Genomic DNA, 14,703 nt, shown 5'->3' on the forward strand with positions numbered 1-14,703 from the left:
GGGTTGATATTATTTACACTTTGTAGTATTATAAATATACCCTAACAGTATTTTCATTTTACTCAATCCGAGTAATACTCCTTATCCCACCTTGAAATAGGTGGGATATTTTTGAGCTGAGGGAGAATTTTAAGGTGAAAATGTGCTAAGTTTCTTTTAATAAACCTACAGAGTAGCTATTTAATAGTTTTTCTCCGTCTCTTTCATGGGTGAGGATTTTTACCTCTTTTTTGACTTGATCTGCTTGTAAAATATCCCCAGTATTTTCTAGTAGGTGAATGAAGTCATACACACGTTCCATGTATACAGGTTCTCCTTCTCGAATATAGTTTAGGAGATTTGAGAGGTATTGGAGATTTAATTTAAAACTATAGTTTTCACTTTGCTTATCTTGTTTTTTTGCTAGTCTAATATATCTTTCAGCACCGTCATAATCTTTTGCATATAACTTTAAGGAAATAAGGTTGATTAGAATGTTATAAGCAAATTTTTTCGTAGTAAAGTCACGTTGCTCTTCATATTTTATAGGAAACATTCGTGCAACTAATAAATCTGCTTGTTTTACACTAAAAAATCGACTAAGATTCGCAGTTATTACATAATCATATTGAAGATAAAATGGTTTTTTTAATAAGTCCTCAAAAATGGTATTTACTTCTTGAGGTGTTATTGGGTCAACTTCTTCCCAATGTGCATGGAAATAATTTTTAATTGCTATATAGTTTGATAATTCGCGTAAAGTTTTTTCTTCTTTATTATTTAAAGAGGCAAAGTAAGTAAGTAGTTTTTGTTTTGTACTTTTATTTTCTAAATGAGCACCACAATAATAAAAATATTCTCTAAAATCTTGTTGCTCCTTGTCAAATGTTGTAAAGCTAAAAAATTCTTCAACATTAATAGAGGTCTGTCCTAATATTTCCTCTAACTCGTTTACTTTCAAAGACCGTTTCCCACTCTCAATTTTTGAATAAGTGGAGGGGTCAGTGTATTCAGACATCATTTCTCTTTGAGCAAGCTTTAATTTTAGTCTAAAAAAACGTAAAGTTTCTATAATATTCAAGAGTTTCTCCCCCTTCTTATGCGATTATAGCATGGAATTAGCATTAAAATACTATTTTTAATAAAAAACCAAATATTTTATCGGATTTTTATGCCAATTTCGCACTTTTCGGTTTTACTACTTTATTTTTTTGAGCCTGTTTGTTATTCTTTACTTAAGGAAAATTATTTGTTTGCAAACGTTGATTTCTAAAAAATGAATGGAGGTGTGCTAATGATATCGTTAATTGCTCTAGTATCTGGTGTTATTTCCGTATATGTGATTACTGGTGGGGGCTAGAATATTATTTAGCTAGCTTGTATTTAAATTATCAAAAACCAATTTTGCAAACAGAAAATTTAACTAAAAAAAACTAAATGTATAAGTAAAAAGTGCGTAACAAAAAAAGTGCAAAATAATAGCTTCTGATTTACTTTTCCTGTTGAATGAAGTAAATCAGAGGCTGTTATTTGTTTTGTCTTTAATTATCAGTAGCCAGCTCATCAGCAGCCGTCGTTGATACAACATTGCGCTCTAAGTGGTATTTTTCCGCAAGTGATTTTGAATAAGCTTTTTCTTGTACTTCTTTCATATACAGAAAAAATTCAATTTCACTTTCAGTTGGTTTTTCTCTAGCTAGGATTTCTTTTTCGTAAGTTAAAGCAATGGCTTCGGCAAGATAATAAGAATCGTTCTTACTGATGGAGAGTCGTAATGTATCTCCAAATAAAATGTTATTTCGTTTAGAAAAGGAATCTAATTGCTCATTGATCAACCAAGTATTGTGAAAGGTTGTCGTTATTTTGATTAGTTTTTGTTCCATGACTTAGTCTCCAATCGCTAAAAATAATGAATATTCATCTATATTATACCAAATAGTCTTTCATTTTGGATGTAAAGATTAATAAAAAATCTATTTATAGTTATTTTTTAAGCTTAAAATCTGATGTTTTTATTCATATAGGGATAAAAAGCAATTATACTGTTTTTGTTCGATCAAGATTGTTTCTAATTGAATTCTTTGATATGATAAATCTGCCTAGAGCATATATTATTCTTTCGATGGACAAATCTAACTATAAATCATCAAAGGAGTCAGTTGATATGAAGAAAATCTCAACGAAGACATTCATCACATTACTAGAAAATAAAGAAGAGCACTTTGCAGTCATCATCAATCATTGGTTTTATTACATAGAAAAAGGACGTATTTATCGATTTCAACAACATAGTAATGCGAAAATTTTGACGACATTAGGATTATTTTATGAAGGAGAGATCGATAATGAGCAGATGATTACAGAGTTGAAAAAAAGCATCATCAATCAAATTCAATATGACTGGTTTACAGATGTTTGGAAAGAAACGATTATTGAACGCATCAGTCGTTCACCGTATGACTTGGAAACATTCTTTTTTTAGAAAAAGTAATTGGCATGCATATCATTTGTAAAAGTAAAAATAGGGGAGTAAGATAAATATATCCTAACAATAAACTTTTTTTCATTTACTCTCATGAGTAAAACTCCTTCCCCGTCTTTTTAAAGATGGGATTTTTGCTGTAATCACGAGTCAGATAAAGTAGACACACAAAGCAGTTGTAATTTTGATTTTTTTTTGCTAAGATGCAATCATATGAATAAAAATGGTTGGGCGCAAGCTTCAAGGATCAGGTTCTTCAAGGGGTGAGAAGAATGGTTTTTTGAACTTACGCCCTTTTTTTATTTTTTAGGGAATAAGTTGTGCATCTTATTAACAAAGCACAGGTTATTTCCTTTTTGTTTGTAATAAAAAAAGATACGTTCAATTATAAGATTGAGCAAAGCAGAAGCAAATGATAGGGGGGAAAAAATTGGTTTTAGAAGCGTTGGATAAGATTCGTGAAGCAGAGGCACATGTAGAAAAAATGCGGCAAGCGACCAAAGCAGAAATTAGTACCTATGAACAAACGCAAGCAGAGAAATTTAAACAAAAACAAGTAGAAAGTCAAGAAAAAGTAACAGAATTGCTGCAAACAATAGAGTCTCAACAAAACGAACAATTAGAAAAACAAAAGACTATCTTGTTGAGTGAAGCAAAAAAACAAACACAAGAGTTCAAAGAAAAATACGGAAAAAACAAAGACTCTATCATTGATTATGTAATAGAAAGGGTGAAAAAAATCTATGGCAGTCAATAAGATGGAAAAAATGACGATTATCGCAGCCGCTGAGCAGGAAGAATTGATTCTTCAAGCAATCCAAGGCTTACAGACAATCGAAATCAAAGATTTTTTTCATTCAAATGTAGATAGCTCTTACATCAAAAACCATTTTGCTTCAACGTTGTTAGAAAGCGATGAAGGTCAAAAAAAGCAATTCCAAACGATGCTAGCGGAAATTCAAGAAGCGTTGACGTTCATCGAAAGATTTGCTGAAAATCCTTCAAAAAAGAAACCCATCAAAAGACAAGTTTGCACTTTACAATCTCTGGAAGAAGGATTCAATGAAGAAAAAATAAGTCGCTATTTAAAGGAAATCAATGCACTAAAAAACAGTTTAACGGTGCTTGAAAATACGAGAAAAGAACTTTTAGCGAAAGAAAAATGGTTGGCTCGTTGGCAGTATTTAGATGTTATTCCCCAAAAAAATCCTATGGAACATGCTGAACTTTTACTCGGTTCGGTTAATTCAGCAAATCAATCCCTGTTTTTGGCAGACTTAAAAAAGTTCGATTCTACTTATATAGAGGAAATCTATCATAGTGAACATCATGTTTATTATAGTTTAGTCTATTTAAAGAGTCAGAGTGCTGAGCTGGCTGAGGTTACGGCAAAATATAGTTTTAATGAATTTATTTACCCATATGATATTTTGCCCAAAGAAGCGTATCAACAAAATAAAGAAGAATTGGCCAAGCTCGTGAAAGAAGAAAAAGAGTTGAAGGTAAAATTGTCTTCTTATCGAGATCATTTAGAAGAATTGTATTTAGCGGAAGAAATGACGTTTGCTTATATCCATCGAGAAGAAGCAAAAAAACATTTACTGAATACTTCTTATTTCTTCATCTTACAAGGGTGGATTCCAATTGATGAAAAGCAGTCTTTACAAGCTGTATTGTCAAAAAATGAAGTATTTATTGCTTTTGATCAGCCGACAGACAAAGAAATACAACTGGATATCCCAGTCAAACTGAAAAATAATTCTGTTGTGGCACCTTTTGAAATGCTTACAGAAATGTATAGTCTACCAAAATATGATGAAATTGATCCAACACCGATCATGACGCCTTTTTATATGGTATTTTTCGGAATGATGGTGGCAGATATTGGTTATGGGCTATTGATGTTATTGGGTGCCTTGCTGGCACTTAAATTAATGGTGCTACCTAGAGGAATGAAGCGATTTGCTAAATTCTTTCTGATTTTATCATTTCCAACAATCATTTGGGGTTTTATTTATGGATCATTTTTCGGAGCTGCACTACCAAAAGTATTATTTGGTATTCAGCTACCGTTTCCGATTTTATCGACGACTGAAGATGTCAATACGATTTTGATTTTATCCGTTGTGTTTGGTTTTATCCAATTGTTAACTGGGCTGATGGTCAACGGGATTGAATTAACGAAACGCAAACGTTACTTAGATAGTATTAGTGAAAGCTTTGCGTGGCAAGGTCTCTTGGTCGGAATACTGATCATTGTTTTAGGGATGTTGCTATTTAGTAATGATGTTTTGGTTACAACAGGGATCGTTGTGTCAGTTATTTCAGCATTGTCAATTGTAATCGTACCAATCATTCAAACAAAGTCAAAAGTTAAAGGATTGGCAAAAGGCTTGTATGGCTTGTATGGTCTGACTAGTTATATTGGTGATTTGGTCAGTTATACGCGGTTGATGGCCTTGGGGATTTCAGGTGGAAGTATTGCTGCGGCGTTTAATATGCTAGTCGCCTTTATGCCGCCTGCAGCACGATTTACGGTAGGGATCGTCCTAATTATTGCGTTACATGCCTTAAATCTATTTTTAAGTTTATTAAGTGCCTATGTTCATGGTGCACGGTTGCAGTATGTTGAATTTTTCGGAAAGTTTTATACTGGCGGTGGACGTGCTTTTAAACCTTTAAAAACAGAAGAGAAGTATATGAATATTGAAAAAAACAAAAAGTAAAAGAATAGTGGAGGAATAATCAGATGATAGATTACTTAATTAATAATAATGGTGGTATTTTATTTGCAGTATTGGGTATGGCAATGGCAACGATTTTAGCAGGAATTGGATCGGCTAAAGGTGTTGGATTTACTGGGGAAGCAGCAGCAGCGTTGACAACAGAACAACCTGAAAAATTTGGACAAGCCTTGATTTTACAATTACTACCCGGAACACAAGGGTTATACGGATTTGTTATTGCGTTTTTGATTTTTATCAACTTAAACAATGATATGACAATGGTTCAAGGATTAGATTATTTTGTTGCTTCATTACCGATCGCATTTGCTGGATTATTTTCAGGGATTGCTCAAGGACGTGTTGCAGCAGCAGGGATTCAAATTTTAGCCAAAAAACCTGAGCACTCAACTAAAGGAATCATCTACGCTGCTATGGTTGAAACCTATGCCATTCTTGGCTTTGTTATCTCATTCTTACTTGTCTTAAATGTAAAATAATAATCTAGCTACACGTACTAGTCTCTAAGAAAAAAGATAAAATCTCCCTGTGACAAAAAGCATCACAAACATATTTTCCTATTTTTCTACGAGACTGAACGAGCCCGCTACGCTTTTATATTTAGGAGGGAAAAAATGGATGCTATCGAAAAAATTGTCGAGCAAATTCTAGAAAAAGGTCAAATAGAAGTTTCAACATATAAAAAAGCGGAAATAGATCGGATCGATCAAGAGTATCAAGAACAAGAAGAGGCCTTAGTTTTACAAGAAAGTAAGCTGATTGAAAAGAATCAAGAACAAACAAATAAAGCCTTTAAACAAAAGGAAAATCGACAACAGTTAGAAATCAAACAAGCTATTTTGAATCAAAAACAAGAATATCTAGAACAGCTTTTTTTAAAATCAGTTGAACGAATGAATCAATGGACACAAGCTGAGTTTCAACAATTTGCAGAACAAATCATCACTCAACTGCCAATTGAAGGAGAAGCTAGCTTAATAGTAGGAGAACATTCTAACGGAAAATTATCGAACCAATGGCTCTTAGAACATTCAACTGAGAAATTGAAACTAAGATTGGAAAACAAGTTAGTACCAGGATCAGGTGGATTTATTGTTGCGAAAGAGGGCGTTGAATATAATTTTCTATTTTCAAGTCTCGTTCAGGAAGTTAAGAAAACAGAAAGCTTTAATGTTGCTGGAAAGTTATTTCAGTAACTAGTATTTTATTTAAAGCGGAACGTTGTTACCATCTATTATCTAGCTGTACAAATCAATCCTTAGGAAAATAGATAAATTGTCAGTGAAATAAAGAGCATTTCAATGTCAATTTCCTAATTTTCTACAGGATTAACTGATTTGTTCCGCTTTTATTGTTATCTAGCTGCACGGGCTAGCCTTTCGGGAAAAAGATAAAAATGGAGTGAGACAAAAAGCGTCTCAATCAATTTTTCCTATTTTCCTGTCAAGGCTGAACGAGCCCGCTACGCTTTTAAAATAAGGAGGAACAGGATGAAAGAGACTGTGTATAATCAAATCAACCCCTTGATTCGTCTTAAAGAAACTGAACTTTTGAGTACTGCTCAATATGAACAGTTGTTAAATGCAAACAACACGAATGAACTCAAAGAAATTTTGGAAAATACAGTTTACGGCACATATATGACGTCAGATTTTGCCGAACAATTTGAATATATTTATTCAAAAGAAAAAGGGAAATTATATGAATGGCTATATAAAATGGCTCCTGAGCCAGAAGTCATCACAATTTACACATCAAGAATGACCTTTCACAATTTAAAGGTCTTGACAAAAGCTGAACTAACGGGAAAAAATTTAGACCATTTGTTTATCGATGATGGACGTTATTCGATTGAAACATTAAAAAGTGCAATTCGAACAGGAATTTCCACTGAACTACCTGAAGCATTAATGAATGCTATTTTGGAAGTTCTAGATTATTTTCAAGAATCGTCTACCTTACAAGCAATCGATATTATTTATGATCGTAATTTTCTAACGTTTCAGAAACAATTGGCAGAAAAATTGAATAATCAGGATATCATCACTGAAGTTACGGCTTTTATCGATCTAACTAATATTTCCACGATGGCGAGAGGGATCATTCAAGGACAGCACGAAAATTTTTTATCAACAGTGCTATCTAGTTCCGGCAGCATTGCAAAAGGGCGCTTTTTGGACTATGCAGAACAGATATTAGCTAGCTTTACTGATTTTGTATCAAATACAAAATATGGTGGTCTAATATCATCGATTATTTCGACTGAAACAAAAGAGTTAGATTTAGTTGCGTTTGAAAAAGTCAAAGATGATTATTTAACAAGTTTTTATGACAAAGCAAAGATCATGGCTTTTGGTCCACTACCGTTATTAGCATTTTTAAATGCGAAGGAAGTGGAGTGGAAAAATTTACGTTTGATTTTAGTCAGTAAAAGAAGCAATTTCCCAGTGGAAGTAGTAAGAGAAAGGATGCGAATGACAGATGACATATAAGATCGGTGTGATCGGCGATAGGGATTCTGTCATGCCTTTCAAACTATTTGGCTTTGAGGTTGTTTATGCAGTCTCGGCCAAACAGGTTAGAGAAACGATTGAATCAATGGCAAAAAATGCGTTTGGGGTTATTTTTATTACTGAAGATGCTTCTGAGTTAGCCGTTGAAACGATTGAACGTTACAAAAGTGATGTTACGCCAGCAATTATCTTGATTCCTAGTCATAAAGGAACCAAAGGAATTGGGTTGAGAGAGATTCAAGATAATGTGGAACGGGCGGTCGGACAGAATATTTTGTAGAATGTTGAAATGTTTTCAAGTGGTATTGGCTAAAGTTAGCTTTGCAGGCTAGCTCCTCGGAAAAAAGATAAAATAAGAAAGAGGCCAAATGCGCCTCAATCGTATTTTCCTATTTTTCAGTCGGAGCTAAACGAGCCTGCTCAGCTTTTCTGAATAGGAGGAATGATTTTGCAAATTGGTCGAATTATTAAAGTATCTGGTCCTTTAGTTATGGCTGAGAATATGTCTGATGCGAGTATTCAGGATATTTGTCATGTAGGGGAACTGGGTGTTATTGGAGAAATTATTGAGATGCGGGGAGATGTTGCATCGATTCAAGTATACGAAGAAACAACAGGAATAGGACCTGGTGAGCCTGTAGTAACAACCGGTGAAGCTTTGTCGGTGGAATTGGCGCCAGGATTGATTTCAGAGATGTTTGATGGTATCCAGCGTCCATTAGATACCTTTGCTGAGGTAACAGAAAGTAACTTTTTAAGCAGAGGAGTTCAGATTCCTGCCTTAGATAGAACAAAAAAATGGCTGTTTGAACCAACTGTTTCTGTAGGCGATGAAGTGTCACCGGGAGATATTATCGGTTTAGTTCAAGAAACTAAAGTGATTCCGCATAAAATCATGGTTCCTTTTGGTGTTAATGGAACGGTAAAAGAAGTAAAACAAGGTGAATTTACAATTGAAGAAACAGTCTATATCATTGAAACGGCAACGGGAGAAAAAGAATTTACGATGATGCAAAAATGGCCCGTTCGCCGTAGTCGTCCAATTTTAGAAAAATTAAATCCAGATGTCCCATTATTAACGGGGCAACGAGTGATTGATACCTTCTTTCCGGTAACCAAAGGAGGAGCCGCAGCCGTGCCAGGGCCTTTTGGTGCAGGGAAAACTGTAGTACAGCATCAAATTGCGAAATGGGCAGATGTTGATTTAGTAGTTTACGTCGGTTGTGGTGAGCGTGGAAATGAAATGACCGATGTATTGAATGAATTCCCTGAATTAATTGATCCAAATACTGGAAAATCTGTTATGGAGCGAACTGTTTTGATTGCAAATACGTCTAATATGCCCGTAGCAGCACGTGAAGCATCAATCTATACAGGAATCACCATAGCAGAATACTTTCGGGATATGGGCTATTCTGTAGCGATCATGGCAGATTCAACTTCTCGTTGGGCGGAAGCACTACGTGAGATGAGTGGACGCTTAGAAGAAATGCCTGGAGATGAAGGGTATCCTGCCTATCTAGGAAGTCGTTTAGCTGAATATTATGAACGAGCTGGACAAGTTGTGGCATTAGGGAAAGATCATCGTGAAGGAAGTATTACAGCAATCAGTGCGGTTTCTCCATCAGGTGGAGATATCTCAGAACCCGTTACTCAAAATACATTACGAGTAGTGAAAGTTTTCTGGGGGCTAGATGCAACATTAGCGCAAAAACGTCATTTTCCATCAATCAACTGGCTACAAAGTTATTCTTTGTATGATTCAGAAGTCGGTAAATACTTAGATCAGCAGCTGCAAGTCGAGTGGTCTGAGATGGTGAGAGAAGGGATGCGGATTTTACAAGAAGAGTCACAATTAGAAGAAATTGTTCGACTCGTCGGAATTGATTCCTTATCTGATAAAGACCGTTTAACATTAGAAGTAGCTAAATCCATTCGTGAAGATTACTTACAGCAAAACGCCTTTGATGGGGTTGATACATTTACCTCAAGAGAAAAACAGTACAAAATGCTGCGTTTGATTTTAACATTTTATCAAGAAGGTCAAACAGCTTTGACTTTAGGAGCCTATTTATCTGAGCTCATGACTGGAACAGTTGGCTTAAGAGATCAAATCGCTAGAAGTAAATATTTGCCAGAAGAACAGATCGATCGTTTAGATGGCTTAGTAGACGAAATAAAAGGAACCTTAAAACAAATTGTTGCAGATGGAGGGATCACTAATGATTAAAGAATATCGTACGATCAATGAAGTTGTTGGTCCCTTGATGATTGTTGAAAAAGTCGAAGGGGTCAAATATGAAGAACTGATCGAAGTGCGGATGCAAAATGGGGAAATTCGTCGTGGTCAAGTGTTGGAAATCAATGGCGATAAAGCGATGGTTCAGATTTTTGAAGGAACTAGCGGTATCAATCTTCGAGATTCAAAAGTTCGTTTTTTAGGACATCCTTTGGAATTAGGTGTTTCCGAAGATATGGTTGGACGTATATTCGATGGTTTAGGTCGACCAAAAGATAATGGACCAGAAATTTTACCTGAAAAAATGGTTGATATTAATGGGGAAGTCATCAATCCTGTTGCAAGAGATTACCCGGATGAGTTTATCCAAACAGGAATATCTGCCATTGATCATTTGAATACGTTGGTCCGTGGCCAAAAGTTACCAGTATTTTCTGGCTCAGGTTTACCTCATAAAGAATTAGCTGCCCAAATCGCTCGTCAAGCAAATGTTTTAAATAGTGATGAAGAATTTGCTGTTGTATTTGCTGCGATTGGGATTACGTTTGAAGAAGCAGAATTTTTCATGGAAGATTTCAGACAGACAGGAGCTATTGATCGTTCGGTGATGTTTATGAACCTAGCGAATGATCCGGCCATCGAGCGAATTGCAACGCCAAGAATGGCGCTGACAGCAGCTGAATATTTAGCTTATGAAAAAGGAATGCATGTCTTGGTAATCATGACCGATATGACCAATTATTGCGAAGCGTTGCGTGAAATTTCAGCAGCACGCCGAGAAGTACCAGGGCGTCGTGGCTATCCAGGTTATCTTTATACGAATTTGGCTACGTTATATGAACGTGCTGGGCGTATTCGTGGGTTAAAAGGATCTGTAACTCAAATTCCGATTTTGACCATGCCAGAAGACGATAAAACACATCCGATTCCCGATTTGACTGGTTATATTACTGAAGGTCAAATCATACTATCTAGAGAACTATATAAAAGCAGCATTCAACCACCGATTGATGTTTTGCCTTCTTTGTCCCGCTTAAAAGATAAAGGAACTGGAGAAGGAAAAACAAGAATCGATCATGCTCCAACTATGAATCAATTATTTGCGGCTTATGCGCAAGGAAAACAAGCGAAAGAGTTGGCTGTCGTACTGGGTGAATCAGCGTTATCTGATGTTGACAAAATCTATGCGGAATTTGCAGATCGATTTGAAAAGGAATATGTCAATCAAGGATTTTACACGAATCGTTCGATCAATGAAACGTTGGACTTAGGTTGGGAGTTATTATCAATGCTGCCAAGAACAGAATTAAAACGAATCAAAGATGATATGCTAGACGAATACTTGACTGAAGGAGAGTGATCGTAAATGGCACGTTTAAATGTGAATCCTACTCGAATGGAACTCTCTCGTTTAAAGAAGCAGTTGGGTACCGCAACTAGAGGGCATAAACTATTAAAAGACAAACAAGATGAATTGATGCGTCGCTTTATTTTACTGGTTAAAAAAAATAATCAACTCAGAATCGATGTAGAACATGAATTGACAACAGCACTCTCTAGCTTTGTTTTAGCGAATGCAACCTTGAACGAAGCATTTATTGAGGAATTAGTAGCTGTTCCAGCGAATGATGTTTCACTTGACGTAATCGAAAAAAATATCATGAGTGTGACAGTTCCAATCATGAATTTTCATTATAATGAGAGCATCGTAAATGCGCCATTAAATTATGGTTACCTTAATTCAAACGCTGAATTAGATGGTGCATTTGATAAAATTTCAACCATTTTACCGAAGTTACTGGAATTAGCAGAAGTCGAAAAGACTTGTCAGTTGATGTCAGAAGAAATTGAGAAAACCCGTCGACGAGTTAACGCCTTAGAGTATATGACGATTCCTCAATTAGAAGAAACAAGTTATTATATTCAAATGAAATTGGAAGAAAATGAGCGAAGTGAAATCACTCGCTTGATCAAGATCAAAAATATGGGTAGTAATGCCTAATTAAACTAAAAGAAGAGCAAAGATAACGATCGATGTTATCATTGCTCTTCTTTTTTTGGATATTCGTTACTTTGAACAGCCCATAATTGATCTGTAAGTGTTGAGATAAATGGAATACCGGCATCTGTTTCTCCGTTTGTAAAGATGGTTAAAATAAAAGGATGTTCTGTTTCTAAGATCCCGATATCATGTAGAAAACCTGCGTAAGAGCCGATTTTATGTGCCACTTTACCTGAAGTAGTAGGTGTTTCCATCCGTTCATGGAACACTGTGTTTTTCATATAGTTATAAATAGTCTGATATTCGGAGTTTGAAGACTTTTCTTCAAACAAGATTTTAAGGATTTTAGCAGCATCTTCAGAAGTGAATTTTGCGTCATCCCAATCAGTTTCCTTTTGTAGAAAATGAGCATATAGTGCTTTTTTAGCTGCAACATCGCCACCAAATGTATCATATAACATATTTTTGGCGATATTATCTGAATAGGTAATACTATATTCCTGTAAAGTTCTTAAGGAATAGCTGGGTTGAATATTATTTATAATGATCCCAGTGCCATCTTCATAATCTTCTTTTTCATTAAAAGTCAGCTGATCATCCCATTTTAAACTACCGGCCTGGACTTTATCCGCAACCATCATAGCTAAAGGCACTTTGATCGTACTTGCACTGTAAAATTCTTTTGTCCCATTGACGGAAAGCTGCTTGCCTGTTGTCAAATCTACATAAGTTACGCCGACATCACCGTTGAAGCTTTTTATAGTATCTGTCATTGTTTGCTCGATTTTATGATAAAAAGCCGTAAGTTCTGGGCTTTCTTTTTCACTTGGTTCCGTATCCTTAACAGGAGCGGAAGCTATTTTTTTAACTGGTACATTGGTTTTTCCGCTTGTCTCTGTTTCGTTTGCGTAGTCTACTGTATGAGTAGAAAAAAAGAACGATACGATCAAAAAGAAACAAATCGAGAAAATCATCCCGTAAAGCGTCATTTTCTGTTTTTCCAACGAATGCTCGATCCTTTCTTAAAAAATCAAATAATCTAATCATATTACACGTTAAAAAAAAATACGACCACAACCATTTAATCATTTTTTTAGTAGATTTGCAAGGTTTGGAAAAAAGCGAAGAATGAGTAGGATTTAAGGTTTGTTTAAGGTAAGTGAACTAAAGTGATAGATGTTATCGAGCTGTTAAATAAGGAGGATTTATATGGATTTTATGAAACGGGCTTTACTTAGTATGAAAGCTAAAAAAGGAAGGACATTATTGCTGTGCGCTGTTTTTTCAGCTATTTTGATTTTTGTTTTAGCAGGTTTAACGATTCAAAGTGCCGCGTTGAGCGCAACAGAGAATGCTAAAAAAAGTGTTGGCGCAACGGTTACACTTTCAGCAAATCGAGAAGCTGCGATGAAAAAAAGTGAAGGGGATGGTAGTGAAGAAAAACCTGATCCAAGTAGTTTTAGTTTAACCCCTGTTTCTTTAACTGATGCACAAAAAATAGCAGAGTTAGAGAATGTTAAATCGTATTCATTTTTATCATCCTCATCTGCTGGAGCAGGTGAGGGGATCACCCCAATCTCAACTGAAGCAGAAGATGAAGCAACGACTGAAGATACTAACGCTGATCAAGCAGATACTGCAACAGGAGAAAAGACTCAAGGTGATGACCGAATGAGTGGTGGACCGATGGGAAATATGAAACAAAGTGACTTTCAAGTCAGCGGAGTCATGAATTTATCGATGTTAGATGATTTTTCTGATGGGGTGGCTGAGCTCACAGACGGTAAAATGATTAATGAAACTGATGAAGAAACGAACAATGTTGTTATCGAACAGAGTTTAGCTGAGGCAAACGATTTAAAAGTGGGCAGTACATTTAAAATCACAGATCCACAAGAAAGCACGAAAACTTATGAATTAAAAGTCAAAGGGATTTATAAAACTTCTGAAAACGGCGATAGTATGGGAATGATGTTTAATTTTTTAAATCCTGCTAATACGTTGTATACTTCTTATACATTTGCCAACACATTAAAAGGTGACGATGCCAAGGGGACGATCGATTCTGCATCTTATACCTTAGAAGATCCAAAACAAATGGATACGTTTGTTGAGTCAGCCGAAAAATTGATTGACACGGACAGCTTTAGCTTGCAAACAAATGATCAGGCCTATCAACAAATGTTACAACCATTAAATAACGTGTCTAGCTTTGCTAAAAACATTGTTATCCTAGTTGCGATTGCAGGAGTCATTATTTTAACCTTGATCGTGATGATGACGATCAGAGAACGACGTTATGAAATTGGTGTACTATTATCACTTGGTGAGTCTCGCTTTAAAATTATTTTACAATTTTTCAGCGAAATTATTTTCTGTATGTTTATCGCATTAGTGATTGCGACCTTTAGTGGGAATATCGTAGGTAATATTGTCGGGGAGCAGTTGATCAGTCAGCAAACAGAAGCAGTCCAACAAACTAGTAATGGACAGGGCCAATCAACTAAAATGGGCGGCGGAGATAATCAAGGTCCAGGAAGACCAGATCAAGGTGGTATAAATGGAATTAGGACTAGCTCAAAAGAGACAGCCGAAGCAATTAAAGAGATGAATATCTCTGTTCAGCCAAAAGAAATTGCTCTGTTAACTGCCTTAGGACTATTGATTAGTTTCTTTTCAATTGTGCTCTCATCTGTTGGCATTTTAAGGCTGCAACCTAAAAAAATATTAACCACATAGAAAAG

The 14,703-nt window shown here is 35.5% G+C and carries 14 protein-coding genes and 1 other annotated feature; of the genes, 11 read left to right on the forward strand and 3 right to left on the reverse strand.

The window, feature by feature from the left end; all coding sequences use genetic code 11:
* Nucleotides 1-145 precede the first annotated feature (145 nt).
* Both A5819_RS16710 and A5819_RS16715 read right to left on the reverse strand, forming a co-directional pair.
* Nucleotides 146-1,060: a helix-turn-helix domain-containing protein gene (locus A5819_RS16710; RefSeq protein ID WP_086281916.1), complete on the reverse strand. Its 915-nt coding sequence runs from the start codon at nt 1,058-1,060 to the stop codon at nt 146-148.
* A gap of 460 nt (nt 1,061-1,520) precedes the next feature.
* Nucleotides 1,521-1,862 carry a hypothetical protein gene (locus A5819_RS16715; protein ID WP_086281915.1) on the reverse strand — a complete coding sequence of 114 codons (342 nt, stop codon included), beginning with the start codon at nt 1,860-1,862 and terminating at the stop codon, nt 1,521-1,523.
* Between the two features lie 281 nt (nt 1,863-2,143).
* Between A5819_RS16715 and A5819_RS16720 the strand changes: the two genes are divergently transcribed.
* The 10 genes from A5819_RS16720 (at nt 2,144) to A5819_RS16765 (ending at nt 11,959) form a co-directional block, all read left to right on the forward strand.
* Entirely contained in the window at nt 2,144-2,461 is a 318-nt protein-coding gene (locus tag A5819_RS16720) for a hypothetical protein (RefSeq protein WP_086281913.1), read from the forward strand.
* A gap of 225 nt (nt 2,462-2,686) precedes the next feature.
* Nucleotides 2,687-2,734, forward strand: a sequence feature (sodium ion sensor (DUF1646 type); this cis-regulatory element may regulate processes involved in with the transportation of sodium ions).
* A gap of 157 nt (nt 2,735-2,891) precedes the next feature.
* Nucleotides 2,892-3,218, forward strand: coding sequence for a hypothetical protein (locus tag A5819_RS16725; RefSeq protein WP_086281912.1), 327 nt, complete (start codon nt 2,892-2,894; stop codon nt 3,216-3,218).
* Nucleotides 3,205-5,187, forward strand: a complete 1,983-nt coding sequence (locus A5819_RS16730; RefSeq protein ID WP_086281911.1) for a V-type ATP synthase subunit I — start codon at nt 3,205-3,207, stop codon at nt 5,185-5,187. The genes A5819_RS16725 and A5819_RS16730 overlap by 14 nt, the downstream gene beginning before the upstream one ends.
* 23 nt (nt 5,188-5,210) lie before the next feature.
* Complete coding sequence (locus tag A5819_RS16735) at nt 5,211-5,684, forward strand: V-type ATP synthase subunit K (RefSeq protein ID WP_086281910.1); 474 nt, start codon at nt 5,211-5,213, stop codon at nt 5,682-5,684.
* A gap of 135 nt (nt 5,685-5,819) precedes the next feature.
* A complete protein-coding gene (locus A5819_RS16740; protein ID WP_086281909.1) occupies nt 5,820-6,401 on the forward strand; it encodes a hypothetical protein in 582 nt (193 codons plus the stop codon).
* Nucleotides 6,402-6,695: 294 nt separating this feature from the next.
* Nucleotides 6,696-7,697, forward strand: coding sequence for a V-type ATPase subunit (locus tag A5819_RS16745; protein ID WP_086281908.1), 1,002 nt, complete (start codon nt 6,696-6,698; stop codon nt 7,695-7,697).
* A complete protein-coding gene (locus A5819_RS16750) occupies nt 7,687-7,998 on the forward strand; it encodes a V-type ATP synthase subunit F (protein WP_086281907.1) in 312 nt (103 codons plus the stop codon). Before A5819_RS16745 ends, A5819_RS16750 begins: the two co-directional genes overlap by 11 nt.
* A gap of 168 nt (nt 7,999-8,166) precedes the next feature.
* The gene (locus A5819_RS16755) at nt 8,167-9,948 is read left to right on the forward strand and encodes a V-type ATP synthase subunit A (protein WP_176271485.1); all 1,782 of its coding nucleotides are present in this window, start codon (nt 8,167-8,169) and stop codon (nt 9,946-9,948) included.
* Nucleotides 9,941-11,317 (forward strand): V-type ATP synthase subunit B, encoded by a 1,377-nt coding sequence (locus tag A5819_RS16760; protein WP_086281905.1) that lies wholly within the window; start codon nt 9,941-9,943, stop codon nt 11,315-11,317. The genes A5819_RS16755 and A5819_RS16760 overlap by 8 nt, the downstream gene beginning before the upstream one ends.
* A 6-nt stretch (nt 11,318-11,323) precedes the next feature.
* Complete coding sequence (locus A5819_RS16765) at nt 11,324-11,959, forward strand: V-type ATP synthase subunit D (RefSeq protein WP_086281904.1); 636 nt, start codon at nt 11,324-11,326, stop codon at nt 11,957-11,959.
* A gap of 38 nt (nt 11,960-11,997) precedes the next feature.
* Here the strand turns inward: A5819_RS16765 and A5819_RS16770 are convergent, their stop codons facing one another.
* Complete coding sequence (locus A5819_RS16770) at nt 11,998-12,963, reverse strand: serine hydrolase (RefSeq protein WP_254907329.1); 966 nt, start codon at nt 12,961-12,963, stop codon at nt 11,998-12,000.
* Between the two features lie 205 nt (nt 12,964-13,168).
* On the opposite strand from A5819_RS16770, the gene A5819_RS16775 reads away from it, so the two are divergent.
* Nucleotides 13,169-14,698 carry an ABC transporter permease gene (locus A5819_RS16775; RefSeq protein WP_086281902.1) on the forward strand — a complete coding sequence of 510 codons (1,530 nt, stop codon included), beginning with the start codon at nt 13,169-13,171 and terminating at the stop codon, nt 14,696-14,698.
* Nucleotides 14,699-14,703: the final 5 nt, after the last annotated feature.

It is taken from the genome of Enterococcus sp. 7E2_DIV0204 (genome assembly GCF_002140855.1).
Lineage (GTDB): Bacteria > Bacillota > Bacilli > Lactobacillales > Enterococcaceae > Enterococcus_L > Enterococcus_L lemimoniae.